This window comes from Propioniciclava sp. LT432 (assembly GCF_059515965.1).
This window is the reverse complement of record NZ_JCAKNE010000004.1, coordinates 124,270-150,183: the sequence shown is the minus strand read 5'-3', so window position 1 is coordinate 150,183 and position 25,914 is coordinate 124,270. Positions and strand designations below refer to the sequence as shown.

At 68.2% G+C, this 25,914-nt stretch carries 18 protein-coding genes and 2 pseudogenes; 13 read left to right on the top strand and 7 right to left on the bottom strand.

The features are described 5' to 3' along the window. Nucleotides 1–157: 157 nt before the first annotated feature. From AC5YDV_RS03420 to AC5YDV_RS03375, 10 genes and pseudogenes are all read left to right on the top strand, one after another. A complete protein-coding gene (locus AC5YDV_RS03420) occupies nt 158–1,888 on the top strand; it encodes an IS1634 family transposase (RefSeq protein WP_496182193.1) in 1,731 nt (576 codons plus the stop codon). Between the two features lie 141 nt (nt 1,889–2,029). Next, on the top strand, nt 2,030–2,170 hold the full coding sequence (locus AC5YDV_RS03415) for a twin-arginine translocation signal domain-containing protein (protein ID WP_496182192.1): 141 nt from the start codon (nt 2,030–2,032) through the stop codon (nt 2,168–2,170). Beyond that, nucleotides 2,112–4,486: pseudogene (locus AC5YDV_RS03410) on the top strand (DMSO/selenate family reductase complex A subunit). The gene AC5YDV_RS03415 and the pseudogene AC5YDV_RS03410 overlap by 59 nt, the downstream one beginning before the upstream one ends. A 4-nt stretch (nt 4,487–4,490) precedes the next feature. Next, entirely contained in the window at nt 4,491–5,120 is a 630-nt protein-coding gene (locus AC5YDV_RS03405; protein WP_496182191.1) for a DMSO/selenate family reductase complex B subunit, read from the top strand. 3 nt (nt 5,121–5,123) lie between these two features. Beyond that, nucleotides 5,124–6,044, top strand: a complete 921-nt coding sequence (locus tag AC5YDV_RS03400) for a dimethyl sulfoxide reductase anchor subunit family protein (RefSeq protein ID WP_496182190.1) — start codon at nt 5,124–5,126, stop codon at nt 6,042–6,044. Between the two features lie 2 nt (nt 6,045–6,046). Continuing rightward, nucleotides 6,047–6,706, top strand: coding sequence for a TorD/DmsD family molecular chaperone (locus AC5YDV_RS03395; RefSeq protein WP_496182189.1), 660 nt, complete (start codon nt 6,047–6,049; stop codon nt 6,704–6,706). 174 nt (nt 6,707–6,880) lie between these two features. Beyond that, nucleotides 6,881–9,316, top strand: coding sequence for a DMSO/selenate family reductase complex A subunit (locus tag AC5YDV_RS03390; RefSeq protein WP_496182188.1), 2,436 nt, complete (start codon nt 6,881–6,883; stop codon nt 9,314–9,316). A gap of 8 nt (nt 9,317–9,324) precedes the next feature. Further along, nucleotides 9,325–9,945 (top strand): DMSO/selenate family reductase complex B subunit, encoded by a 621-nt coding sequence (locus AC5YDV_RS03385; protein ID WP_496182187.1) that lies wholly within the window; start codon nt 9,325–9,327, stop codon nt 9,943–9,945. A gap of 3 nt (nt 9,946–9,948) precedes the next feature. After that, nucleotides 9,949–10,875: a dimethyl sulfoxide reductase anchor subunit family protein gene (locus AC5YDV_RS03380; RefSeq protein WP_496182186.1), complete on the top strand. Its 927-nt coding sequence runs from the start codon at nt 9,949–9,951 to the stop codon at nt 10,873–10,875. After that, nucleotides 10,872–11,501: a TorD/DmsD family molecular chaperone gene (locus AC5YDV_RS03375; RefSeq protein ID WP_496182185.1), complete on the top strand. Its 630-nt coding sequence runs from the start codon at nt 10,872–10,874 to the stop codon at nt 11,499–11,501. The genes AC5YDV_RS03380 and AC5YDV_RS03375 overlap by 4 nt, the downstream gene beginning before the upstream one ends. Nucleotides 11,502–11,547: 46 nt before the next feature. Here AC5YDV_RS03375 and AC5YDV_RS03370 read toward each other — a convergent pair whose 3' ends face one another. From AC5YDV_RS03370 to AC5YDV_RS03340, 7 genes and pseudogenes are all read right to left on the bottom strand, one after another. Continuing rightward, a complete protein-coding gene (locus AC5YDV_RS03370) occupies nt 11,548–12,456 on the bottom strand; it encodes a 4Fe-4S dicluster domain-containing protein (protein WP_496182184.1) in 909 nt (302 codons plus the stop codon). Between the two features lie 5 nt (nt 12,457–12,461). Beyond that, nucleotides 12,462–12,722 (bottom strand): DUF6457 domain-containing protein, encoded by a 261-nt coding sequence (locus AC5YDV_RS03365; RefSeq protein ID WP_496182183.1) that lies wholly within the window; start codon nt 12,720–12,722, stop codon nt 12,462–12,464. 26 nt (nt 12,723–12,748) lie between these two features. Next, on the bottom strand, nt 12,749–13,486 hold the full coding sequence (gene narI, locus AC5YDV_RS03360) for a respiratory nitrate reductase subunit gamma (protein ID WP_496182182.1): 738 nt from the start codon (nt 13,484–13,486) through the stop codon (nt 12,749–12,751). Then, the gene (gene narJ, locus AC5YDV_RS03355; RefSeq protein WP_496182181.1) at nt 13,483–14,256 is read right to left on the bottom strand and encodes a nitrate reductase molybdenum cofactor assembly chaperone; all 774 of its coding nucleotides are present in this window, start codon (nt 14,254–14,256) and stop codon (nt 13,483–13,485) included. The genes narI and narJ overlap by 4 nt, the downstream gene beginning before the upstream one ends. A 3-nt stretch (nt 14,257–14,259) precedes the next feature. Continuing rightward, nucleotides 14,260–15,983, bottom strand: a pseudogene (gene narH, locus AC5YDV_RS03350) (nitrate reductase subunit beta). Nucleotides 15,984–16,015: 32 nt separating this feature from the next. Beyond that, on the bottom strand, nt 16,016–19,741 hold the full coding sequence (locus tag AC5YDV_RS03345; protein WP_496182180.1) for a nitrate reductase subunit alpha: 3,726 nt from the start codon (nt 19,739–19,741) through the stop codon (nt 16,016–16,018). Next, nucleotides 19,738–20,508, bottom strand: a complete 771-nt coding sequence (locus AC5YDV_RS03340) for a helix-turn-helix transcriptional regulator (protein WP_496182179.1) — start codon at nt 20,506–20,508, stop codon at nt 19,738–19,740. The genes AC5YDV_RS03345 and AC5YDV_RS03340 overlap by 4 nt, the downstream gene beginning before the upstream one ends. A 232-nt stretch (nt 20,509–20,740) precedes the next feature. Here AC5YDV_RS03340 and AC5YDV_RS03335 point away from each other — a divergent pair, with 232 nt between their 5' ends. The 3 genes from AC5YDV_RS03335 to AC5YDV_RS03325 all read left to right on the top strand — a co-directional run bounded on the left by AC5YDV_RS03335 (nt 20,741) and on the right by AC5YDV_RS03325 (nt 25,841). Beyond that, nucleotides 20,741–22,102 (top strand): MFS transporter, encoded by a 1,362-nt coding sequence (locus AC5YDV_RS03335; protein WP_496182178.1) that lies wholly within the window; start codon nt 20,741–20,743, stop codon nt 22,100–22,102. Next, nucleotides 22,099–23,502 (top strand): MFS transporter, encoded by a 1,404-nt coding sequence (locus AC5YDV_RS03330; protein ID WP_496182177.1) that lies wholly within the window; start codon nt 22,099–22,101, stop codon nt 23,500–23,502. Before AC5YDV_RS03335 ends, AC5YDV_RS03330 begins: the two co-directional genes overlap by 4 nt. A 539-nt stretch (nt 23,503–24,041) precedes the next feature. Further along, the gene (locus AC5YDV_RS03325) at nt 24,042–25,841 is read left to right on the top strand and encodes an ABC-F family ATP-binding cassette domain-containing protein (protein WP_496182176.1); all 1,800 of its coding nucleotides are present in this window, start codon (nt 24,042–24,044) and stop codon (nt 25,839–25,841) included. Nucleotides 25,842–25,914: the final 73 nt, after the last annotated feature.

Here is a 25,914-nt window from a genome sequence, read left to right as displayed (position 1 = left end):
CCCGAGTTCCGCAGTTGGTGGGCATTCGGGCGGGTCTGAGCGAGCATCGATGCTTGTCAACGCGATTCGGTGGTCCCGGAACGGCTGAAAACGGTGGGCACACGAATTGTCGTGTCGGGCTTGTGTTCACCGCGGCGGACGCGGTGGAGTGGTGGGCATGTACTTGCGGACCACGCAACGACGGAACAAGGACGGCAGCATCGTCCGGTACGTGCAGGTGGCGCACAACCGGAAGGTCGACGGCGTCACCCAGGCTGAGGTCCTGTTGAACCTGGGCCGGGAGGATCGCCTGGACCGGGACGGCCTGACCCGGCTGGTGGCCTCGATCAACCGGTACCTGGGCGAACCCGCCCCCGCAGCGTTGCCCGGCGACGCCGCACACTGGGTCGGTGACCACCTCCGGGTGGCGGAGTCCCGTCCGATGGGGACGGTGTACCTGTTGGATGGGTTGTGGCGGATGCTCGGCGTGGATGATGCCCTGCGGAAGGCGCTCGGCCCGCGGAAATTCACCACCGATGTGGAGCGGGTGTTGTTCGCGTTGGTGGCGAACCGGGCGATCGATCCGATGTCGAAGCTGTCGGCCGCGGAGTGGGCCTCCCACGACGCGGCGATCCCCGGCCTCACCTCGATGGATGACGATCAGGCGTACCGGGCGATGGACGTCCTCATCGAAGCCGACGCTCAAGCGAAGGTGCAGGAGGCGGTGTTCTTCGCGGTGGCGAACCTGCTCAACCTCGAAGTCGACGTGCTCCTGTTCGACACGACCAGCACCTATTTCGAACGCGACACCGAAGAGACCGGCGACGCCGCGTTCCGGCTGTACGGCCATTCGAAGGACCACCGCAAGGACCTGCCCCAGATCGTCATCGGTCTCGCGGTCACGAAGGAAGGCATCCCGGTGCGGTGTTGGTGCTGGCCCGGCAACACCACCGACGTCACCGTCCTGCCCGAAGTCAAGGACAGCATGCGGGACTGGCGCCTGGGCCGGGTGGTCACCGTCGTCGACCGCGGCTTCTCCTCCGAAGCCAACCTGCAGTATCTGAAACGGGCGGGTGGGCACTACATCGCCGGGGAACGGATGCGCGACGGCAGCCCGCTGGTGGAAGCCGCGTTGTCGCGGCAGGGCCGCTACTCCCAGGTCCGCGACAACCTGCGCGTCAAGGAAGTCAGACTCGACGCCGCCCCGGACCGCCGGTGGGTGATCTGCCACAACCCGTCCGAAGCCGAACGGGACAAGACCCAACGCGACACCGCCCTCGACCACATCCGAGCCGAGTTGGAGCGAATCAAGGCACTCCGCGAACGAGCCGCGAAGACCCCTGCGAAGCCGGCTGGGAAGGCCACGGTCAAGGCGGACGACAAGCCCGTGGAGCCGGCGCATGTGAAGGCCGAGTGTGCCCTGCGCGACCATCCCGCCTACGGCCGCTGGGTCCGCCAACAACCCTCCGGCCGGTTGGTCATCGACCGGGCGAAGGTGACCGCGGAGGAACGCCTCGACGGCAAGTACCTGCTGTCGACCTCCGACCCCGACCTGACCCCCGAGGACATCGCCCTGGGCTACAAGAACCTCCTCGAGGCCGAACGCGGCTTCCGCGACCTGAAGTCCACGCTGGAACTCCGGCCGGTTCATCACCATCTGGAACCCCGAATCCGCGCCCACGTCCTGCTGTGCTGGCTCGCCCTGCTGCTGATCCGGGTCGCCGAACGGTCCACCGACCTGACGTGGCGGCGGATCGCGATCGAGCTCGGCCGCGTCCACGCCGTCACCCTCACCGGGAGTGCCGGCAGCGTCGTCCACGTCACCCCGCTCAACACCACCCAAACCGGCATTCTCGCCGCCTGCAAGGTCACCCCACCCCCCACCGTCACCACCCTCACCCCAGCCTGACAAGGCAAAACGGCGCTTCTGGTGACCTGCGGACGCGTGGGCACACGACCCCACGCACCCAAACCACGCGTTCGACCTAGTCAACCCGCCAATTCAGGCGATTCATCTGCCCACCAACTGCGGAACCCGGGGGGGTGCCCCATGAGTGAACCGTCGACCCGGACAACCGGAGTGCTGCCCCTGAGCCGCCGCCGGTTCCTGCAGTGGGGCGCCGTGGCCGGAGGTGCCGCGGGCGCCATGGGCCTGGGCGGCTGCGGGCTGCAGCCGCGAGGCGGGAGGTGAGGAGGCGACCGCGGACGCGATCGTCTGGAGCGCCTGCACCGTCAACTGCGGCAGCCGCTGTCCCCTCCGCCTGGTGGTCTCCGACGGCACGATCGTCCGCGTCGACCCCGACGACACGGGTGACGACGAGATCGGCAGCCAGCGCATCCGGGCCTGTGTCCGCGGGTGTTCGATCCGTCAGCGCATCTACTCGCCCGAGCGGCTCAAGAAGCCCCTCAAGCGCGTCGGGAAGCGCGGCGAGGAGAAGTGGGAGGAGATCACCTGGGACGAGGCCTTCACGCTGATCGCCGACAAGCTGAACTGATCGCCGAGTACGGCAACGAATCCATCTACCTCAACTACGGCACCGGCGTCCTCGGGGCCACAGTCGCGACGTCGTGGCCGCCCCGCGCCACCGCCGTCTCGCGGCTCATGAACTGCATCGGGGGCTACCTCGACCACTACAACGACCACTCGGCGGGCAACGTCGAGGCCGCGGTCGACTTCCACTACGGCTCCTGGCAGGGCTCGAACAGCAACGACGACACCCGCAACTCGAAGCTGGTCGTGATGTTCGCCAACAACCCGCACGAGACGCGGATGAGCGGCGGCGGTGAGGTGTTCGTCACCCAGAAGGCGAAGCAGGAGTCGGGCCACCGGGTGATCGTCATCGACCCGCGCCTGTCGGACACCGCGGCGAACCTCGCCGACGAGTGGGTGCCGATCCGTCCGGGTACCGACGCGGCCCTCGTGGGCGGCATGGCACACGTCATGATCAAGGAGGACCTGCAGGACCAGGCCTTCCTGGACACCTACTGCGTCGGGTGGGACGAGGACCACATGCCTCCCGGCGCGCCGGCCGGCCACTCCTACCGCTCCTACGTGCTCGGGCTCGGTCCGGACGGCGTCGAGAAGACCCCCGAGTGGGCGGCACGCGTCACGGGCGTCCCGGCCGCGACCATCGTCCGGCTCGCGCGGGAGATCGCCACGACGAAGCCCTGCGCGGTCAACAGCGGCTGGGGCCACCAGCGCCACAGCAACGGCGAGAACCAGGCCCGTGCGCCCATGCTGTTGGCGAACATGATCGGTGCCAACGGCCTCTCCGGTGGCGGAACCGGCGAGCGGGAGAGCGCCGCGAACCTGGGCATGGCTGCCTTCCCCGTGCTGGAGAACCCGGTCCGTCCGGTCATCTCGCACTACCAGTGGCCCGAGGCCATCACGAACGGCAAGGGCTGGACGTACCGCGACGGCGTCCGCGACCTGGCGAATCTGAACAGCAACGCCAACGTCAAGCACGACATCGTGCTGAACAGCAACATCAAGTTCATCTGGAACTACGGCTCCAACGCGCTGGTCAACCAGCACGGCGAGATCAACCGGCTGCTGGAGATCCTGACCGACGACACGCTGGTCGAGATGATCGTCGTGATCGACAACCAGATGACGGTGTCGGCGCGCTACGCCGACATCGTGCTGCCGGACGTGACCACCGCCGAGCAGGTCGACCTCGCAGCCCAGGGCAGCGCGGGCAACCTGGGGTACACGATCATGGCCGACAAGGCGATCGAGCCGCTGTACGACTCGATGCCGATCTACGAGCAGCTGACGGGCATCGCCGAGAAGCTGGGCGTCAAGGACAAGTTCACGGAGGGGCGCACCCAGGAGGAATGGGTGCGGTGGATCTACGACGAGAGCCGCAAGAACATCCCCGACCTGCCGCCGTTCGAGAAGTTCCGCGCCCAGGGCATCTTCAAGAAGGAGCTCGATCCGGTCATCGGCATGAAGAAGTTTCGCGACGACCCCGTCTCCAACCCGCTGGGGACGCCGTCGGGCAAGATCGAGATCTTCAGCTCCAACCTGTACGCCATGAGCCAGGACTGGCCGGTCGAGGACGGCAACGGCATCGACCCGCTGCCCGTCTACCGGGAGACCCGCGAGATGCCAGGCGACCCCCTGCAGGACAAGTACCCCCTGCAGTGCATCGGCCACCACTACAAGCAGCGGACGCACTCCAGCTACGGGAACAGCCCGTGGCTGAAGGAGGCGCACCCGCAGCACGTCTGGATCAACGACCTGGATGCGGGCCGGCGCGGCATCGAGAACGGCGACAGCGTCGTGGTGTTCAACGACCGCGGCCAGATCCGGCTCCCGGCGTACGTGACGCCCCGCATCATCCCGGGTGTCGTCTCCGTGCCTCAGGGTGCTTGGTACAAGCCCGAGAAGCCCGGTGGTTTGGACGTAGGCGGCTCGGTGAACACGCTGACGTCGATGCAGACCACGTCGTACGCGAAGGCGAACGGCGTCCACTCCGCGCTCGTGGACATCAGGAAGGCGTGAGGACATGGCCCAGTACAAGCAATTGGCCTTCTGGTTCGACCAGAGCAAGTGCACCGGCTGCAAGGCCTGCTCGATCGCGTGCAAGGACAAGAACGACCTCCCCGTCGGAGTGACCTGGCGCCGCGTCGCCGAGTACACGGGTGGCTCCTGGGTGGCGGACGAGGTGGCCGGCTCGTTCATCAACAACGTGTTCGCCTACTACACGTCGATCTCCTGCAACCACTGCGCCGACCCGATCTGCGTGGCGGTGTGCCCCTCCACCGCCATGCACAAGGGCGAGAACGGCGTCGTGACCGTCGACCCGGACGTCTGCATCGGTTGCCGCTACTGCGAGATGGCCTGCCCCTACAGCGCGCCCCAGTTCCATCCTGACAAGGGCGTGATGACCAAGTGCGACTTCTGCATCGACCGCATCGCGGCGGGGGAGGAGCCGGCCTGCGTGGCCGCCTGCCCGTCCCGGGCGCTGGGCTACGGCGAGGCGGAGGAAGTGCGCGCGCTGCTCGGCACCCAGAACGCCGTGGAGCCGCTGCCCGACCCGTCCATCACCCACCCGAACCTGGTCGTCATCGCGCACTCCAAGGCCCAGCCGTCCGGCCGGGGCACCGGGCGCATCGCCAATCACGAGGAGTTGTGAGCCATGTTGCATGAGCTTCCCTTGGTGATCTTCACCATCGCCGCACAGATGTCCGCCGGCTCGTTCATCGTGCTCGGCCTGATCAACATCCTCGGGATCGGCGTGAAGCAGGAGACCATGGACAAGGTCACCAACCCTGCCCTGTACGCCATCGGCCCGCTGCTGCTGCTCGGCTTCGTCGCATCCGCGACCCACTTGGGGCACCCGCTTAACGCCCTGAACGCCGTGCGGCACTTCCCGAACTCGCCCCTGTCGCTGGAGGTCGTGCTCGGCTCGGCCTTCCTGGGCGCCGGCGCCCTGTTCGCCGTCCTGCAGTGGTTCAAGCTGGGGCCCTTCCGGCTGCGCCAAGCCGTGGCGGTCGTGGCGGCCGGACTGGGTGTGGCCCCGGTCTGGGCCATCTCGCAGGTCTACTCGCTGAGCACCGTGCCGGCGTGGGCCACCTACTACACGCCCCTGCGCTTCTTCCTCACGGCCTTCCTCCTCGGCGGCCTGGCCGTCGCTGCCGCCCTCGTGATCGCCGCGGGCGTCCGTGCCAGGCGGGGTGACGAACTCGACCCCGCCGGGACGCGCCTGGTGACGCGCTCGGTGCGCGGCATCGCGTTCGGCGCCATCCTGGCGCTGGGGCTGAAGTTCATGGGGCTGCCCGCCTACATCGGCTACCTGGGCACGCACCCCTCGCCCGCCGCGGCCGAGTCGCTGCACCGCCTCACCGACACCTACGGGCAGTTCTCCGCCGCCCAGACATTGCTCGTGTTCGTGGGCGTCGGCCTGCTCGCCTACCTCCTGTACCGGATGTCGGGCAAGGAGGGCGTCGCCCCCCGCCTGATGCCCACCATCGCCGTGCTCGCCTTCGTGCTCGTGCTCGCCGGCGAGGTCATCGGCCGGATGCTGTTCTACGCCAGCATGGTCCGCGTCGGCGTGTGACGGTGGCGAGCAGCGACGACCTGGACGCGGTGGCGTCCGCCTGCGCCTTCCTCGCGCACCTGTACCTCCGCAAGGAGGCCGGACCGGCCACGATCGCCAACCTGTCCGTGGCGGACGCCGCAGCGTGGCCGCTCGTCGGTCAACCGGAGGACGCCGACACCCGGGTGGGTGTCGCCCTGCTCGTGCGGGCGGTGTCCGAACCGGCTGACGAGGCTGACCTCGTGGCGGACCACGCCCGGCTGTTCGTCGGCCCGGGTCGGATGAGGGCGTGTCCCTGGGAGTCCGTCCACCGCTCCGAGGAGGGGCTCACCTTCGAGGCGGAGACCCTCCAGGTGCGGCAGGCCTACGCGCGGGCGGGCTTCGAGGCGCCCGCGATGAATCGGGAGCCGGATGACCACATCGGGCTCGAGTTGGCCTTCGTCGGCGAGTTGGCGGTCGCCGCCATCGTGGCCCGCGACCGCGGCGACGTCCAGGCGGAGGAGTTCGCCCTGTCCGAGGCGGGGACGTTCGTGCGGGAGCACCTGGCGGTGTGGGGGCCGGACTTCGCCGACCTCGTCATCGAACACGCCGCCACCGACCTCTACCGTGCGGCCGGGCACCTGTTGCGCGGGGCCCTGTCCGTCTTCGAGGCTGTCCTGCCGCTGACCGAGCGCGAGGCCTGACCGCCCGGTGCGCGGCTACCCCGCAAGGAGTCGGGGGGACGCCAGGGTCAGACCCACCGCGTGGGTGGCGACGCCTGGTCTCCATGGAGCCCGGTGTGATTCCCGGATCTCCCGCGCTACTACTACCCGTCGTCGTACGATGGGGCGACGGGTCAACAGTGCTGGGGGGAACGCATGCAGCAGCTTTCCGATACGAAGATCAGCCGACGTTCGTGGCTCAAGTGGTCAGGAGCGGTCGCCGGATCGACGGCGCTCGTCGGGTGCGCCCCCTCCGAGAATCGGCCGAGCAAGGTGCTGCCCTTGGCCTCCGCGGACGGCATGGCCGATGCGGACCGGACCGTCTGGAACGCCTGTCTCGTCAACTGCGGCTCCAGGTGCCCCCTGCGGCTCCAGGTCAAAGACGGTGAGATCAAGCGGATTCTCCCGGACAACACCGGCGACGACGAGATCGGCAGCCAGCAGATCCGCAGTTGCGTGCGCGGCCGTGCGATCCGCCAGCGCATCTATTCCCCAGACCGCCTGAAGGTTCCCCTGCGTCGCAAGGCGGGCACGGAGCGGGGAGCGGGCCAGTGGGACGAGATCAGCTGGGAGGAAGCCCTCGATTACATCGCGGCGGAGCTCAAGCGGATCTTGGCGAAGTACGGGAACGAAGCCGTCTACCTCAACTACGGCACCGGGACGCTCGGTGCGACCATCGCATGCTCGTGGCCGCCCAACAACAGCCCCTTCGCACGCCTGATGAACTGCTTGGGTGGCTACCTGAACCACTACAACACCTACTCGTCGGCGCAGATCACGACCGCCACGCCCTACACGTTCGGTGTGAACCAGCAGAACAATTCCAACGACGACGCGGCCAATTCCCAGCTCATCGTGTGGTTCGGCTACAACCCCCTCGAGGTGCGCATGTCGGGCGGTGGTGAGACATTCGTCACCCAAGCGACGAAGAAGAAGGCCAACGTCAAGACAATCGTCATCGACCCGCGTCTGACTGAGACGATGCTCTCACTCGGCGACGAGTGGGTGCCCATCCGGCCCGGCACGGACGCAGCGCTGGTCGCGGCCATGGCGTACGTGATGATCAGCAACAACTTGCACGACCAAGCGTTCCTGGATACCTACGTGCAGGGCTTCGATGAGGCCCACATGCCCGAAGGGATCCCCGCCGGCAACTCCTACCGCAGCTACGTGATGGGGGAGGGGCCCGACGGCGTCGCCAAGACCCCACAGTGGGCAGCGCCGATCACCGGCATTCCCGCTGCCAAGATCGAGTCGTTGGCCAAGGAGATCGCCCGAGCCAAGCCATGCCTCATCGGACAGGGCCTCGGTCCGCAGCGGCACGCCAACGGCGAGAACACGGTCCGAGCGGTGCATGCCCTCGCCTGCATCACGGGCAACCCCGGCCTGTCCGGTGGCGGGATGGGTGGCCACGCCGGCAGCTACTCACTCCCCATGGTGAACTCGTGGATCAAGCCGAATCCCATCAAGACGGCCATCAGTGTGTTCATGTGGCCTGACGCCATCGTGCGGGGCCCCGAGATGACACGAATCCACGACGGCATCCGCAACAAGGAGAAGCTCGACGTCCCGCTCAAGTTCATGTGGAACCACGCGGGCAACACCATCGTGAACCAGCACTCGGACACGAACGGCACGATCGCGATGTTGAAGGACGACACCAAGTGTGAGCTCATCGTCAACATCAACAACGTGATGGATCCGTCGGCACGCTACTCGGACGTGGTGCTGCCCGACGTGACCGGCGCCGAGATGCTGGACCTCGTGTTCCAGGGCCAAGCCGGCACACTCGGGTATGTGATCGTCGCGGACAAGGCGATCGAACCCAAGTTCGAGGCGCGGGACACCTTCTGGATCTGTACCGAGCTGGCCAAGCGGTTGGGCGTTGAGGCGGAGTTCACCGAGGGGCGCGACCTGGAGGGTTGGCTGCGCAAGATCGTGGACGATTCGCGTGTGAAGATCCCCGAGCTCCCCAGCTTCGAGGAGCTCCGTGCCATGGGGATCTGGAAGAAGAAGGGAACCACCCAGATCGCCTTGAAGGAGTTCCGCGAGGATCCGGTGACCAACAAGCTCAAGACGCCTTCGGGGAAGATTGAACTGTTCAGCAAACCGCTGTGGGACATCGCCCAGGAGTGGGTGCTGCCCGAGGGCGACAAGATCACTGCCATCCCTGAGTACGTGGCCACATGGGAGGGGCCCGAGGACGCCCGCGCGAACGGCAAGTACCCGCTGCAGATGATCGGCCATCATTACAAGGCGCGCACGCACTCGTCCTACGGCAACGTCGCCTGGCTGAAGGAAGCGCACACCCAAGCTGTGTGGATCAATCCGCTGGATGCAGAAAAACGGGGCATTTCCAACGACGACGAGGTGTTCGTCTTCAACGACCGGGGCAGGATCAAGCTTCCCGCGCGAGTCACCCCCCGCATCGCTCCGGGCGTCCTCTCGGTCCCGCAAGGGGCGTGGTACACGCCTGGCGCAGATGGCGTTGACCTGGGCGGCTGCACCAACGTGCTCACCCGGTACCGCCCCTCGCCCCTCGCCAAGGGCAATCCTCAGCACACGAACGTGGTTCAGATCGAGAAGGCGTAGGAGCAGCGATGGCCCAGCGGTTGGGTTTCTACTTCGATCAGACGATGTGCACGGGCTGCAAGGCCTGTCAGATCGCCTGCAAGGACAAGCACGACTTGCCGATCGGCGTGAACTGGCGTCGAGTGGTCGAGTACTCGGGCGGCACGTGGACGACCGATGGAGAGACGTTCTCGCACGACGTGTTCGCCTACTACACGTCGATCTCCTGCAACCACTGCGAGGATCCGATCTGCGTGAAGGTGTGCCCCACCACCGCCATGACGCGCCGGGAGGACGGGACGATCTTCGTCGACTCGAGCAAGTGCGTGGGGTGCCGGTACTGCGAGTGGGCCTGCCCGTATTCGGCGCCCCAGTTCAACGCCCAGACGGGGCACATGTCGAAGTGTGACCTGTGCGCCGACTACCGCGAGCAGGGTCAGGATCCGGCGTGTGTGGCGGCTTGCCCGTCACGCGCCCTCGAGTGGGGTCCCTTGGAGGACCTGAAGCGGGAACACCCCGGCGGCACCGATGCTGTCGAGCCGCTCCCAGACCCCGGTATCACTCAGCCCAACCTGTTGATCAAGCCGCACCGCGACGCCCAGCCGACCGGTCAGGGCACCGGCCACATCGTGAACCCCAAGGAGATCTGAGCCATGGATGCCTCCGAATTGCCCATGATCCTGTTCACGGTCTTCACCCAGACCGCCGTGGGCGCGTTCATCCTGCTGGGCATCGTGCAGACCATCGCAGCGGTGAAGCGCCCCGCCGGGGTGGTCGACGAGGTGACCGAGCCGGCGCTGTACGCGATCGGGCCGTTGATGGTGATCGGTCTGCTGGTCTCCATGCTCCACATGCACGACGTGCTCAACACCCTGAACGTGGTGCGCCACTTCGGTGAGAGTTGGCTGTCGAACGAGGTCGTCCTCGGCTCGGCGTTCGCGGGACTGGGCTTCCTGTTCGCGGTGGCCCAGTGGCGCAAGTGGGGGTCGACCCGGGCACGTCAGGTTCTGGCGCTCGTGACCGCCTTGGTGGGCATCGCCTTCGTCACCAGCACGGCGATGGTCTACTACTCGCTCTCCACGGTCCCCGCGTGGAACCATCCGGCCACGTTCGTCTCCTTCTTCGCCACCGCGCTGCTCCTTGGCTCCCTGAGCTTGGGGGTGGCCTTCATGACGTCGCTGTCGTGGCGCCGCCGCTCCGGTCGGGAGGCGTCTCCGGAGGCGCGTGAGATCACCGCCACGTCACTGAAGGCCATCGCGGTGGTGTCGGTCGTCGCCGCGGGCGCCACGCTGGTCCGCCTCCCCCTGTGGGCCATGGACCTGACCGTGCAGGGCGAGGGGGCCGCCATCGATTCCGTGGCCTCCTTGAGCGGGCCGCTGATGGGCCTCAGGATCGGGATGCTCATCGTGGGCGTGGGCCTGATGGCGATCTTCATCTACCACTTCGCCGCGAAGTCGGCGGACCAGCGCAACGAGAAGGTCCTGCTCGCCCTCACCTGGGTCGCGCTGGCGTTGGCGGTGGTCAGCGAGCTGATGGGACGCGCGATGTTCTACGAGGCCATGGTCCGGGTGGGAGTGTGAGGCACCTGGACCGTCTGGCGGCCGCGTGGACCGTCCTCGGACGGCTCGTGGCCGCACCGCCGGATGACAACACCCTGGCCCAGATCCGCTCGGACGACTTCTTGGGCGACTGGCCGCTTCCGGGTGGCATACGGACGGCGGAGGGGCTGGCCCTGCTCCAGGAGTCAGCGGTCCACGGAGAGGACGCCACTGGCGTCGACGCCGACCACTTCCGCCTCTTCAGGGGCGCCGGACGCGTGGCCGCTCCCCCTTGGGCCTCTGTCTACCTCTCCGAGGAGGGTCTCCTCTTCGAGGACGAGACCATGCGTGTCCGCGCGGCGTACGCCCGCCACGGACTTCAGGCGCCCCGGCTCAACCGGGAGCCCGACGACCACATCAGCCTGGAGCTCGAATTCTGCGCGACGCTCCTGATGCGCGCCGTGGACGAGGTGGAGCAGGGAGCCGTCGAGGCTGCGGAGGCCCTCGTGGCCGACCACGATGCCTTCTGCCGTGACCACCTCCTCGCCTTCGCGCCCCAGTTCTTCCAGCGGGTGGAGGACGAGGCCGGCACGCGCTTCTACCGAGGCGTGGGCGTGCTCGGTGCGGACGCCGTCGCCCAGGTCGGCTCCGGCTTGATGGCTGGGTGAACGCGGCGCCCTGATCAAGGCTGGCCCTGCCCGAGGCCGTCCTGCCCTAACCGCGCTCCTCCAGGCGACGGCGCAGGTGCTCGGGCAGCCGGTCGCGTACGGACTCGGGCACGTCCCAGCCGAAAGGTTCGGACCGGCGCCGGGCGCACGTGGCGCAGAGCCTGCCGGGTCGGTCGAGGGTGATGGGGGTCCCACAGCGCTCGCACGCGCGCGTACGGAGCCGCGCCAGGGCCAACGGTTCGCCGGACAGGGCGACCGCCCAGGAGTGGTGCTCGCCCATCCTGATGGCGTGCTCCGGGCAGGCGGCAGCGCAGGCCCCCTCGGCGTGGCAACGGTCGGGGCGCTGGGCCAGCGTGCTCACCCCGGCGGCGTGGGTGAGCGTGAGCGCGTCGTTCGGGCAGGCGCGGACACAGATGCCGCAGGCGATGCAGCCCGTGACGTCCAGCGCCACGCCGGGGGCGGCAGCTGCGTCGGTCGCACCCTGGCGGACGCCCAACGCGCGCAAGGACTCCACCAGCCGGGCGTGGTCGTCGGAGTCCGCGGGGTGCTCGATCACGGCGGGCTCGGTGGGACGCCGAACCAGGAAGCGTCGACCGACCGGGGGATGGGCCTCATCCAGCACCACGGCAGGCTCACCGGGGTCGGGAGATGCGACCCGGACGGTGACCCGACCGTCGGTCAGCGCCGTCAACGGATCGAGGTGCGGCCACGGGGTCCCCACGGGGCAGGCGTCGTGGGCGGCCAGCACGGCGCCGCCGCCGGCCAGGGCGAGGTCCACGAGCCGGTGGGCGGGAGCGTCCGCGAGGCACCCCTCGAGGCGGAGGACCGTCGCCCCGGTGCCGGCTAGCTCCGCAGGCGCGTCGGAGCACAGCACGAGCAAGCGCTCGGGCCGGTGGCTCGCCACCCACCGGAGGAGGCTCTCGAACCGGTGGTCCGCACGCTCGCGCTCGAGCATGGGGGTCAGGATCCAATGGACGGGGCGGCCTCCGCGGCGCCGACCAGGGCGCGGTAAGCGGTCTCAGGCGGAACGCCGGAGCCCACGGCGAGACCCAGGAGGAAGGTGGACACCGGGGCCATGGGGCGGGTGAACAGGCGGGCGACCTCGCCGGAGAGGTGGTGCAGGGCGACCGTGTCCACCCGCGCCGGATCGACCCCGACCGCGGTGCAGACATGGTCGATCCACGGCTGCCAGCGGGCCTGGTCCACAGGGGGTCGACTCATGGAGACACCCTAGCGGTGGAGGAGGGTCAGCGACGCGCCGTAGGACTCGTCCACGTGCCCTCCGGAGCCCGCCCCGGTACCGGGCGCCGTCCGGTGTCACCCTTGCTCCGGAAGACGATGTACGGACGGCCGAGGTACTGGATCGGCGCCGAGAACACGTGCACCAGGCGGGTGAACGGCCAGATCAGCAGGAGCAGGAACGCGGTCACGGCATGCGCCTTGAACTGGAAGGGCGCGTTCGCCATCAGCTCCACGTTCGGCTGGAACGTGAAGATGCTGCGGAACCACGGCGAGACGCCCGTCCGGTAGTGGTACTCCTCGGGCATGAACGCGGTGCTGATCGTGTTCCACATGCCGAAGAGGATCGTGATGCCCAACACCAGGTACATGAACTTGTCGTTCCGCGTGGTGGCGTTGAAGACCGTCTTCACCGTGCGGCGGCGGAAGACCAGGATGACGAAGCCGACGACGATCATGATGCCGGCCGTCATGCCGCCGCCGACGGCGACGGCGTGGTAGATCTCCTCGGGCATGATGGCATCCGTCCACGCCTTCGGGATGACCAGACCCATGGCGTGGCCCGCGATCGCCAGCAGGATGCCGTAGTGGAACAGGGGCGAGCCGATCCGCAGCAACTTCGACTCGTACAGCTGGGAACTCCGGGTCGTCCAGCCGAACTTGTCGTACTTGTAGCGCCAGACGATGCCGACGACGAATACGCCCATCGCGAGGTAGGGGAAGACGGCGAACAGGAAGGTGTTCATCGGGAGGCTCCTGTCAGGTCGAGTGAGAGGTCGAGGTCGTCGTCGGCGGGGTGCGGGTTGAGGCGCGGGTCGAGGGCGTAGCCGTCGAGGCCGACGTCCTCATTCGGCGGTCCCTCGGCGAGCAGGCGGGCCACGGCCTCGGCCTGCGTGCCGTCCAGCGGCGGGAGCGTCGCGCGCAGCGCGGTCACGGCGTCCGCCCAGGGGGAGGACTTGGCGTCCAGCCCGATCTGGAGCAACTCGATGCCGGACCGGTGGTCGTTCAGCAGCTTCCAGGCCACGTCCACGGAGCCCGTCGCGCCGAACTCCAGCACCACCGCGAGGTGGTCGGGCAACTCGTCCTCGCCGACCTCGAGGCCCGCGCGGCGGTAGGCCTGCTTGAACTGGACCAGGGCGATGCCGCGCTTGCGGGTGTCACCGTGCGAGTAGTAGGTCAGGTGCAGGGCGCACTTGCGGGTGGTGTCGAACGTGTCGACGTACAGCGACTGGACGCCGCGGGCGTCCGCCTGTGCGAGGTGCTCCGCCACCCTCACCAACGGGTCGCCCACGGCGTCCGGCAGTTGGGCCGCTGCCTCACGGATCTGCGGCAGCAGCTCCATCACCCGCGGGCCCGGGTACGACAGCAGCAGCGAGGTGAGCTGCCACGCCATCCGCAGGTCGGCCTCGGGGAGCGAGGGAGCGGGGTGCTTGCGGCGCGGAGCGGGCTTCTGCTCGACCGCTCCCGGGTCACGACCGACGAGCCGGCCGAGCCATTCGACGGGACTGGGTGCCATCACTCACCCTCCTGGGCGACCATCCCCCGCAGGGGGGCCTCCATCCTCGGGTCGGGCGGGGACACCGGGCCGGCTCCGGGGATGCCGGGACGCTCGATGACCTCCTCGGGCGTCGCGTGTCCGGGGATGCCCTTGCCGTCCCAGTTCAGGTAGCTGACCGAGCCGGGCACCTGGGACAGATCGTCGGCCTGCATCCGCTGCTTGGTCTCGCGCAGCGTCTGGATCGCGACCGGGACGGGCCCGCCGGACCCCCCGCCGAACGCGCCCGGACCGCCCGTGGCGCCCTCACCGACCGGGCAGTCGGTGGCGAGTTCCTCCAGCGCGTGCGCCTGTTCGGCGTGCGCGGTCGGAATGACGTAGCGCTCGTCGTACTTGGCGATGGCCAGCAGCCGGAACATCTCCTTGACCTCCGCCCCGGTCATGCCCACGGCCTCGGCGATCTCCTCGCGCGGCTCCCGCTCGAGGTTCACGTCGCGCATGTACGACCGCATGGCCGCCAACTTGTCGAGCACGCGGCGCACCGGCTGGACGTCGCCCGCGGTGAACAGGTTCGCCAGGTACTCCAAGGGGATCCGCAGGGCGTCGATCGCGCCGAACAGGTTGCCGGCGTCCTCGGCGTCCTCACCGGTGTCGCGGACGGCGTCCACGATCGGGCTGAGCGGCGGGATGTACCAGACCATGGGCATCGTCCGGTACTCCGGGTGCAGCGGCAGGGCGACCTGGTAGTCCTGGATCAGGCGGCGCACCGGGGACTTCTTGGCGGCCTCGACCCAGTCCGCGGGGATCCCCTGACGCTCGGCCTCACGGGCGATCGCCGGGTCGCGCGGGTCGAGGAACACGCCGCGCTGCGCCTCGTACAACGCCTTCTCGTCCTTCACCGACGCGGCGGCCGTCACGGCGTCCGCGTCGTACAGCATGAGGCCGATGTAGCGCAGGCGTCCGACACAGGTCTCCGAGCAGACGGTCGGGATGCCGACCTCGATGCGGGGGTAGCAGAAGGTGCACTTCTCCGCCTTGCCGGTGGCGTGGTTGAAGTAGACCTTCTTGTACGGGCAGCCCGAGACGCACATGCGCCAGCCGCGGCAGCGGTTCTGGTCGACGAGGACGATGCCGTCCTCCTCGCGCTTGTAGATCGCTCCCGAGGGGCACGACGCCGCGCAGGTGGGGTTGAGGCAGTGCTCGCAGATGCGGGGCAGGTAGAACATGAAGGACTTGTCGAACTCGAACGTGACCTTCTCCTCGATGCCCTTCAGCATGGGGTCGTCGTGGCCGGTCTTGTAGGTGCCGCCGAGGTCGTCGTCCCAGTTGGGGCCCCACTGAGGGTTCATCGGACGCCCGTCCATCAGCGAGTGCGGTCGGGCGACGGGGAAGGTCTGGGACGCGGGGGCGTTGATCAGGTTCTCGTAGTCGTACGTCCAGGGCTCGTAGTAGTCCTCGATCTCGGGCAGCTTGGGGTTGCTGAAGATCGTGGCCAGCTTCTGCAAGCGACCACCGCCCTTGAGCTTGAGGCGTCCGTTGCGGCCGAGTTCCCAGCCGCCCTTCCACTCCTCCTGGTCCTCGTAGCGGCGCGGGTAACCGAGGCCGGGGCGCGTCTCGACGTTGTTGAACCACACGTACTCCAGCCCCGTCCGGTTCGTCCAGGCCTGCTTGCAGGTGACCGAACAGGTGTGGCAGCCGATGCACTTGTCGAGGTTCATCACCATCGCCATCTGGGCCATGATGCGCATGTTCTTCGTCTCCTTGGCTCGTGGTCGTGGTGTCAGTACTTCAAGGGGGCGGTGCGCTTGCGCAGCATCGTCACCTCGTCGCGGTTGTTGCCGGTGGGGCCCAGGTAGTTGAACGCGAACGACAACTGGCCGTAGCCACCGATGATGTGGCTGGGCTTGATCATGATGCGCGTCATCGAGTTGTGGATGCCGCCGCGGCGCCCGTTGGTCTCGGTGAGGGGGACGTCGATCAGGCGGTCCTGGGAGTGGTACATGAACACCGTGCCCTCGGGCATGCGGTGCGACACGATGGCACGGGCGGCGACGACGCCGTTGCGGTTGACCAACTCGATCCAGTCGTTGTCGTCGATGCCGACCTTCCTGGCGTCCTCCACGCTCATCCACACCTGCTGCCCACCCCGGGACAGGCTCTGCATGAACCAGTTGTCCTGGTACTGGCTGTGGATCGCCCACTTGAAGTGGGGCGTCAGGTAGCGGACCGACACGCCCAGTTCGTTCGTCTCGCCCAGCGGCGCCTCACCGAACAGGTGGGTCATGTTGAGCGGACCGCGATAGGTGGGCAGCTTCTCGCCCAGGGCGTCCATCCAGTCGTGGTCGAGGTAGAAGTGCTGTCGGCCGGTCAGGGTGTGCCAGGGCTTCAGCCGCTCGACGTTGATGGTGAACGGGGAGTAGCGGCGTCCGCCGGACTCGCTGCCCGACCACTCCGGCGAGGTGATGACCGGCGTCGGCCGGCCGACGATGTCGCTGAAGGTGATGATCTTGCCCTCGTGCTCGGCAGCGAGGTCGTGCATCATCTGCCCGGTGCGCTTCTCCAGGGTCTTGAACCCCTGCACCGCGAGGTGGCCGTTGGTCGTGCCGGCCAGCGCCATGATCGTCTCGGCCACGTGGATGCCGTGGTCGAGCTTCGGACGCCCCGCGCCCACCCCGTCGCCGGTCCGGACGCCGTTCCTGCCCTTGAGGTAGGTGATCGCCGAGTTCACGTCGACGGTCACGGCCTTCGTGGTGGTGCCCAGCTTGTCCAGCAACGGACCGATGGCGCCGTACTTCTCGCCCACCTGGGTGTAGTCGCGCTCGACGAGCACCAGCTTGGGCATGGTCACGCCCGGGATCGGTTCGACCTCGCCGGCCTTCCAGTCCGCGACGATGCCGTGCGGCGTCGCCATGGCGTCCGGGGAGTCGTGCAGCAGCGGGACGGCCACGACGTCGGTGCGGGTGCCCAGGTGCGTCCTCGCCAGTTCGGAGAACTTGTTCGCGATGAGGCCGAAGCTGTCCCAGTCGGTCTTCGCCTGCCACGGCGGGTTGATCGCCGGCGTGAACGGGTGGACGAACGGGTGCATGTCGGTGGTGTTGATGTCGTGCTTCTCGTACCAGGTCGCTGCCGGCAGGATCACGTCCGACATCAGGGTCGAGCTCGTCATGCGGAAGTCGAGGGTCAGGACGAGGTCGAGCTTGCCCTTCGGGGCCTCCTCGTGCCACGTGATGTCCTTCGGGCGCAGGTGCTCCGGGCTCTCCTCGGCGTTGACGGCGTGGTCGGTGCCCAGCAGGTGCTTGAGGAAGTACTCGTCACCCTTGGCGGAGTTGCCGAACAGGTTGGCGCGCCAGAGCATCAGGACGCGGGGCCAGTTCTCCTCGGCGTCCGGGTCCTCCACGGCGAACTTCAACTCACCCGACTTCAGCGCGTTGACGACGTAGGGACCGACCTCCTGACCGGACGCCCTGACCGCGTCGCCGATCTCGAGGGGGTTGCGGTCGAAGGTGGGGTAGGACGGCATCCAGCCCGACCGCGCCGACTGCGCGAAGAGGTCAGCCGTGACCTTGCCCTTGAACTTCCCGTTGCCGGCCTCGCCCGCGCCCAGCTCGTCCGCGGTGAAGGTGTCGTAGCGCCACTGGTCGGTGTTGATGTACCAGTAGCCCGTCTGGATCATCTGGCGCGGTGGGCGGCTCCAGTCCAGGCCGAACGCCATCTGCGCCCAGCCGGTGATCGGACGGGCCTTCTCCTGGCCGACGTAGTGCGCCCAACCGCCTCCGTTGCGGCCCTGGCAACCGGTGATGGTCGTCAGCATGAGCATGGTGCGGTAGATGAGGTCGGAGTGGTACCAGTGGTTGGTGCCCGCGCCCATCAGGATCATCGAGCGGCCCCGGGTGTCCTCGGCGTTCTGGGCGAACTCGCGGGCGATGCGCTCGACCTGGGCGGCCGGGACGTTGGTGATCATCTCCTGCCACGCCGGGGTGTAGGCACCGCTCTCGTCGTCGTAGCCGGTCGGCCACACGCCGGGCAGGCCCGGTCGTCCGACGCCGTACTGGGCGAGCATGAGGTCGAAGACCGTGGTGACCACCTTGTCGCCGACCCGACGCACGGGGACGCCGCGTCGCACCGTCTGGGCGCTGCCGTCGGGGGCGTCGAAGATCGGCAGCTCGATCTCGACGGCCTCCTCCCCGAGCAGGGTGAGCTCGGGGCGGAGGTCGCCGAGGTCCAGGTTCCACTTGCCCTGACCCTCGTCGCCGAAGCGGTGACCAAGGGTGCCGTTGGGGATCGCGGGGGCGTTCCTCGCCGCGTCCCACAGGGCCGGCTTGAACATGGCGTTCTCGCTGCCGGACTGGTCGTTGTCGAAGTCGCCCGCGACCAGGTTCTTGCCGGGGCGGAAGACGACGGCGCCGTCGGGGCCGGTGGCCACGGCGTCCAGCGTCACGAGGAAGGGAAGGTCCGTGTAGCTGCGGGTGTACTCCTCGAAGTAGGGAACCTGCCGGTCGACGAAGAACTCCTTGAGCACCACGTGGCCCATGGCCATGCCGAGCGCGGCGTCGGTGCCGGGCGCGACGGGCAGCCACTCGTCCGCGAACTTCACGTTCTCGGCGTAGTCGGGGCTCATGACGACGACCTTCTGGCCCCGGTAGCGGGCCTCGGTCATCCAGTGGGCGTCCGGCGTCCGCGTCAGCGGGACGTTCGAGCCCCACATGATCAGGTAGCCGGCGTCCCACCAGTCGCCCGACTCGGGCACGTCGGTCTGGTCGCCGAACACCTGGGGGGACGCGACTGGCAGGTCGGCGTACCAGTCGTAGAAGCTCAACATGGAGCCGCCGATGAGGCTCGTGTACCGCGCGCCCGAGGCGTGCGACACCATCGACATGGCGGGGATGGGGGAGAAGCCCGCGATGCGGTCCGGGCCCCAGCGCTTGATCGTGTAGACCTGCGCGGCCGCGACGATCTCGACCGCCTCGTCCCAGTTGGCGCGGACGAGGCCGCCCTTGCCCCGCGCGCTCTTGTAGCGCTTCGCCTTCTCCGGGTCCTGCACGATGGACGCCCACGCCACGACCGGGTCGCCGTGCTCGCGCTTGGCCTCGCGGTACATCTCGAGCAGGACGCCGCGCAGGTACGGGTAGCGCACCCGGGTGGGGGAGTAGGTGTACCAGGAGAACGACGCGCCACGGGGGCAGCCGCGCGGCTCGTACTCCGGCTTGTCGGGGCCCGCGGACGGATAGTCGGTCTGCTGGGCCTCCCACGTGATGATGCCGTCCTTGACGTACACCTTCCACGAGCAGGAGCCCGTGCAGTTGACGCCGTGGGTCGAGCGGACGACCTTGTCGTAGGCCCAGCGATCCCGGTAGAACCAGTCGCCGCGGCCGCCCTCCTTGAAGACGGCGCGGTTGTCGGGCGTGACGGTCGACCGCGTGAAGAACTTGCCGGCGCCGATCAGGGCGTCGGCCAGCGGTCCGTCGAGGCCGGCGGGCTTGGTGGGCCGGGGCTGCGTGGCGGTCATCGGATGGGCCTTTCGCTCGGGACGGTTCGGTCGGGGAACGGGTGGGCGGTGGTCAGGCGGGCGATGCAGAGGTCGGGTTCGACGAACGGTTCCAGTTCGACGGAGGCGCCCGTCTCGCCCAGGGCGTCCAGGGCGCCCTCCAGCACGCCGCGATGGACGCCGCACGCCACTGCGGCGTTCTCGGCGGCCAGGTCGCGCATCGGGCACCGGTGCAGGCACAGCTGCGTCGTGCGGCTGCCGGTCTCGGTGGTGACGGACGGGGCATAGCCCCAGCCGTCGAGGAGGTCGACGAGCGTGCCCAGCTTGGCCAGCCACTGGCCCGGCGTCCGGGCCGGCTCGGTCGGGGCGGCGGCGCCCAGCTGCACAGCGATGCTGCGGGCCGACCACCGGCGACCGGCGTCGGCGGCGTCCGAGTTCTGGGCGGCCATCGCCTCGGTGAGGACCTCGGCGAGCAGGCGATAGGCGCTCGGGGTGACGATCTCGGCCAGGTCGCCGGTGTGGGCCGAATAGCGGTGGCGCGGGCGTCCGACCCCGGTGCGTTCGGCGTGCATCGCGACGAGCCCGGCCCGAGCGAGGCGGTCGAGGTGGTGCCGGACGGTGGTGACGTGCAACCCGAGTCGCGAGGCGAGCTCGGCGGCCGTGAGCCCGCTGCTGCGGTTGGGGCTGTCCGCGGTGGCGAGCACGGGAAGGTTGGCCAGTGTGTCCACGATGGCGCGGCGGACGGGGGAGCCCAGCACGTCCAGTGGCTGGATCGGCTCCTCGGTCATCGGCGTCCTCGGGTTCGTTCTGCTGGCCGACATCCCCATTTAAAGGATGTCGGTGCTCAGTCTAACCAGACGCAACCGCCTCCGTGCAAGGTGTGGGTGGTTCACCTTTCAAATACCCGTTGACTTAGGGGTTCACACTCCTACTGAGGGTAGTTGACGCGTTCGGATGCCGTGTGGTTTGATCCCCGTGGTCCTGCTTTAAAGGATCTGAGTCCAATTTTCAAGGAGCCCCATGGCTGAGGGTGCACCGCGTCACGAGGCGCCCGGATCGGGCCGCGTCCTGACGGTGTCCACGCTGGCGTTCACGATGATGTTCGCCGTCTGGTTGATGTTCGGAATCCTGGGCAAGCCCATCCAGGCCGAGTTCGGTCTCACGGACGTGGAGCTGAGTTGGATCAGCGCCGTGGCCGTCCTGAACGGTTCGATGTGGCGCCTCCCGGCCGGCATGCTGGCCGACCGGATCGGTGGCAAGAAGGTCATGATGTACCTGCTGCTGAGCGGTGCCGTGGCGTCCTTCGCGGTCTCGTTCGCCAACAGCTACCCCATGCTCCTGGTGCTCGCCTTCCTCGTCGGTTTCGTCGGCAACAGCTTCAGCGTCGGTGTGTCCTGGAACAACGCGTGGTTCACCGACCGCCGCAAGGGCTTCGCGCTGGGCCTGTTCGGTGCGGGCAACGTGGGTGCGTCGGTCACCAAGTTCATCGGCCCGGCGATCATCACGGGCACCGCGGGTGCGACCTACGGGCTCGGCGTCGTCGGGGGCTGGCGGCTGATCCCGGTCATCTACTCCGTCCTGCTCGTCGTCATCGCGGTGGTCATGTTCTTCGTCACGCCGCACCGGGACCGCATGCCCGGGGCGTCCAAGACGGTGGGACAGATGCTGCAGCCGCTCAAGGACGTCCGGGTGTGGCGCTTCTCCCTGTACTACGTGGTGGTGTTCGGCGCCTACGTCGCCCTTTCGGCTTACCTGCCGGCCTACTACGTCGACAACTTCGGCGTGTCCCTCTCGACCGCCGGCCTGCTCACCGCGACGTTCATCTTCCCCGCGTCCCTCCTGCGCCCGCTGGGCGGCTGGTTCAGCGACCGCTGGGGCGCTCGGCGGGCCATGTACGGCACCTTCTTCGTGATGCTCGCGGCGTCCGGTGTGCTGATGATGCCGAACGGATACATCGTCCTCCTCCAACCCGACGGCGGACGGCGCGAAGTCATGCACTACTCGATGAACCTGTGGCTGTTCGTCGCCCTCGTCTTCGTCATCGGGTGCGCGATGGGCATCGGCAAGGCGGCCGTGTTCAAGCACATCCCCACGTACTTCCCGGACAATGTCGGCTCCGTGGGCGGCCTGGTCGGCATGCTCGGCGGCCTGGGGGGCTTCTTCCTCCCGCCCATGTTCGCCTACACCAAGGCGTTCACCGGCATGGCGAACTCGACCTTCGCCATCCTGTTCGGCATCACCGCGATCTCGCTGCTGTGGATGCACCTCACGATTCACCGCATGTTGAATGCGCAGTCCCCGCACCTCGGCCATGATGTCGATGTGCCCGCCACCATGACGGACGTCCAGGAGTCCGGCTCCCGACAGGAGATCAACGCATGAGCACTGCACAGGACAAGGTCCGCTCAGGCAAGGAGTGGCTGACCAGCTGGGATCCGGAGAACGAGGCCACCTGGGACAAGTCCCTGGCCTGGCGCACCCTCTGGATCACCACCTTCACCCTCACGATGTGCTTCGTCGCCTGGTTCCTCCCCAGCGCGATCATCCCGAAGCTGAATGCGATCGGGTACTCGTTCACCAAGGAGCAGTTGTACTGGCTGGCGGCCACGCCGGGCCTCTCGGCCGGCCTGATGCGCCTGGTCTGGATGGTGCTGCCTCCGATCATGGGCACCCGCAAGATGGTCGCCCTCACCACGCTCCTGCTGTTCTTCCCCGTCCTGGGGTGGGGCGTCCGGACGATGCTGCCGGGCACCGCGCCCTACTGGGAGCTGCTCGTGCTGGCCTTCCTGGCCGGCATCGGCGGCGGCGCCTTCTCGGGCTTCATGCCGTCCACGTCCTACTTCTTCCCCAAGCGCATGTCGGGCACGGCGCTCGGCCTGCAGGCCGGCATCGGCAACTTCGGCGTCTCGCTGGTGCAACTCCTCACCCCGTGGATCATCGGGTTCGGCATGTTCTGGTGGATGGGCATCAGCCAGGAGATGAAGATCCCCGGCAAGCCCAGCCAGACCGTCTGGTACCAGGCAGCGTCCTACGTCTGGCTGCCGTTCATCCTGATCGGCGCCTTCCTGGCCTGGAAGTACCTCAAGTCCGTGCCCATCAAGGCGAACATCAAGCAGCAGTTCGACATCTTCTCCAACCAGGACACCTGGTGGATGACGGTCCTCTACATCATGACGTTCGGCACCTTCTCGGGCCTGTCGGCGCAGTTCGGCCTGCTCATGAACAACCTGTACGGCTCGGGCAACGCGGCGATCGTCGAAGGCGTCGGGGAGACGGCGCGTGTCCTCGTCGAGGGCTATGCCGTGCCCGACCCCGCCAAGTACGTGTTCCTCGGCCCGCTCGTCGGGGCGGGCGCCCGGATCCTGTTCAGCCCGCTGACCGACCGCATGGGGGGCGCCATCTGGACCCTCGTCTCCGGTATCGGCCTCGTCGGCTCCATCTGGTGGACCATCGGGGGGCTCACGCCCGACACCTCGTCGGCGGCCGCGCTGAGCGCCGGGTTCAACCAGTTCCTGTTCGGGATGCTGCTGATCTTCCTGTTCTCGGGCATCGGCAACGCGTCCACGTTCAAGCAGATGCCGATGATCTTCGAGCGGCGCCAGGCCGGTGGCGTCATCGGGTGGACCGCTGCCATCGCCGCGTTCGGCCCGTTCCTGTTCGGCATCGGCCTGACGACCTTGGGCGCGGTCCCGTTCTACTGGATCGGCGTCGTGTGGGCCGTCCTGTGCGTCGCACTGACCTGGTGGCGCTACGCGCGTCCGGGTGCACCGCGGCCCAGCTGACCCACGCGTCCCCTCGCTGGGGCTCGGAGGAAAGGGGAGCGCCCCGTCCATCGCGGACGGGGCGCTGCTTCGCTCCTAGTGAAGCGCTTGTTGTCGTCGGTTGGCGCCCCAGCGAGCGCTCCCTCTTGATTATTAGTCTGGAAGACCATAATATGGAGGTGTCCTCAAAGGAGGACAGGAACAAGAAGGAAGGAGGGACAAGATGAAGCTCAACGACATCGTCGAGATGTGGAACGAGATCTCCGAGGACATGGCTCAGGCCCACCAGCTCTGACCGTCCCACGGACGAACCAAGCGACAACCCCAACGCAACACCCACAGCAACATTCGAAGGAGGACCGCCATGAAGCTCAACGACATCGTCCAGATGTGGAACGAGATCTCCGAGGACATGGTCCAGGCGCACCAGCTCTGACCTGATCGCCTGTATCCCTTCCGGCCCTCACCCGAGGGCGCCGTCAACCCAAGCCTGGCACCACAAAGCGGTGGTGTCGGGCTTGAACCATGTCTGGGCCCGTACCCACTAGGCTTGAGCGGCCATGGCACACCTGCTCGGGGCTGAAGGCCTCCACCTCGAATTTCCCACCAAGGTCGTCTTCGACTCCGTCACGCTCGGGGTCAACGAGGGTGACCGCATCGGCATCGTCGGGCGCAACGGCGACGGCAAGTCGACCCTGCTGGCCATGCTGGCCGGACGCCTCGAGCCGATGGCCGGCAAGGTCACCACGCGGCGCGACCTGCGGATCGGCGTCCTCGACCAGGCCGACACCCTCGATCCGACCCTGACCGTGGCCCGGGCCGTCGTCGGCGAAGCGCCCGAGCACGAGTGGGCGGGCGACGCCCGCGTCCGGGACGTCATCGCGGGCCTGCTCAGCGACGTTCCCTGGGATGGGGTCGTGGGAGACCTGTCCGGCGGCCAGCGACGTCGTGTCGCGCTCGCGGCGTTGCTGGTGGGGGACTGGGACGTCCTGGCCCTGGACGAGCCCACCAACCACCTCGACGTCGAGGGCATCACCTGGCTGGCCCGGCACGTCAAGCAGCGCTGGGCGGCCAACGCCGGCGGACTGATGGTCGTCACCCACGACCGGTGGTTCCTCGACGAGGTCTGCACCGCCACGTGGGAGGTGCACGATCGCATCGTCGAGCCCTTCGAGGGCGGGTACGCCGCCTACATCCTCCAGCGGGTCGAGCGCGACCGGCAGGCCGCCGCCATCGAGCAGCGCCGCCAGAACCTCGCCCGCAAGGAACTCGCGTGGCTGCGCCGCGGTGCACCGGCGCGGACGTCCAAGCCCAAGTTCCGGATCGAGGCCGCCAACGCGCTCATCGCGGACGTGCCGCCGCTGCGCGACCAGGTGGCGCTGCAGTCGCTGGCCGTCGCGCGCCTCGGGAAGGACGTCGTCGACCTGCACGACGCCGGCGTCGCCTACGGGGACAAGGAGGTGCTGCGCGGCGTCGAGTGGCGCCTGGCACCGGGGGAGCGAACCGGGATCCTCGGCGTGAACGGCGCCGGCAAGTCGACGCTGCTGAGGCTCATCGACGGCTCGCTGGCCCCGACCTCCGGACGCGTGAAGCGGGGCAAGACCGTGCAGGTCGCCACGCTCAGCCAGCAGTTGGGCGGCTTGGAGGAGCACCTGGACGAGCCCGTCCGGGTCCTGATCGGACGCCTCCGCACCAGCTACACGCTCGGATCCGGTTCCAAGGCCCAGGAGATGACGCCCAGCCAGTTGCTGGAGCGACTCGGTTTCACCAACGCCCAGCTGAGCACGCCCATCAAGGACCTCTCCGGTGGCCAGCAGCGCCGCCTGCAGTTGCTGCTGATCCTGCTCGCGCAGCCGAACGTGCTGATCCTGGACGAGCCGACCAACGACCTCGACACCGACATGCTCGCCGCCGTCGAGGACCTCCTCGACTCGTGGCCCGGCACGCTGATCGTGGTCTCCCACGACCGGTACTTCCTCGAGCGCGTCACCGACCAGCAGTACGCGGTGATGGGTGGACGCCTCCGCCACCTGCCCGGCGGCGTCGAGGAGTACCTGCGCCTCCGTGCGGCGGGGGAACAGTCCTCGGGGTCCAAGCCCGCCCCCGCGAAGGCCGCGCCCACGGCGTCCGGGCTGTCGGGGGCGGGGCTGCGCGCGGCACGCAAGGAGATCGAAGCCATCGAGCGCCGCATCCGCAAGCTCACGGCCCAGATCGACGCGGACAAGGTTGCGCTCGCGGAGTTCGACCACACCGACTACGCCGGTCTCGCGAAGCGGATGGAGGCGATCAGCGCTCTGGAGTCCGAGGTCGAGGAACTCGAACTCCACTGGCTGGAGCTGTCGGAGGCCCTGGAGGGCTGAGTCCCCGCCGAGGGCTCGCCTCCAGTGCGCCGAGGGCTCGACTCCAGTGCGCCGAGGGCTCCCCTCCACTGCG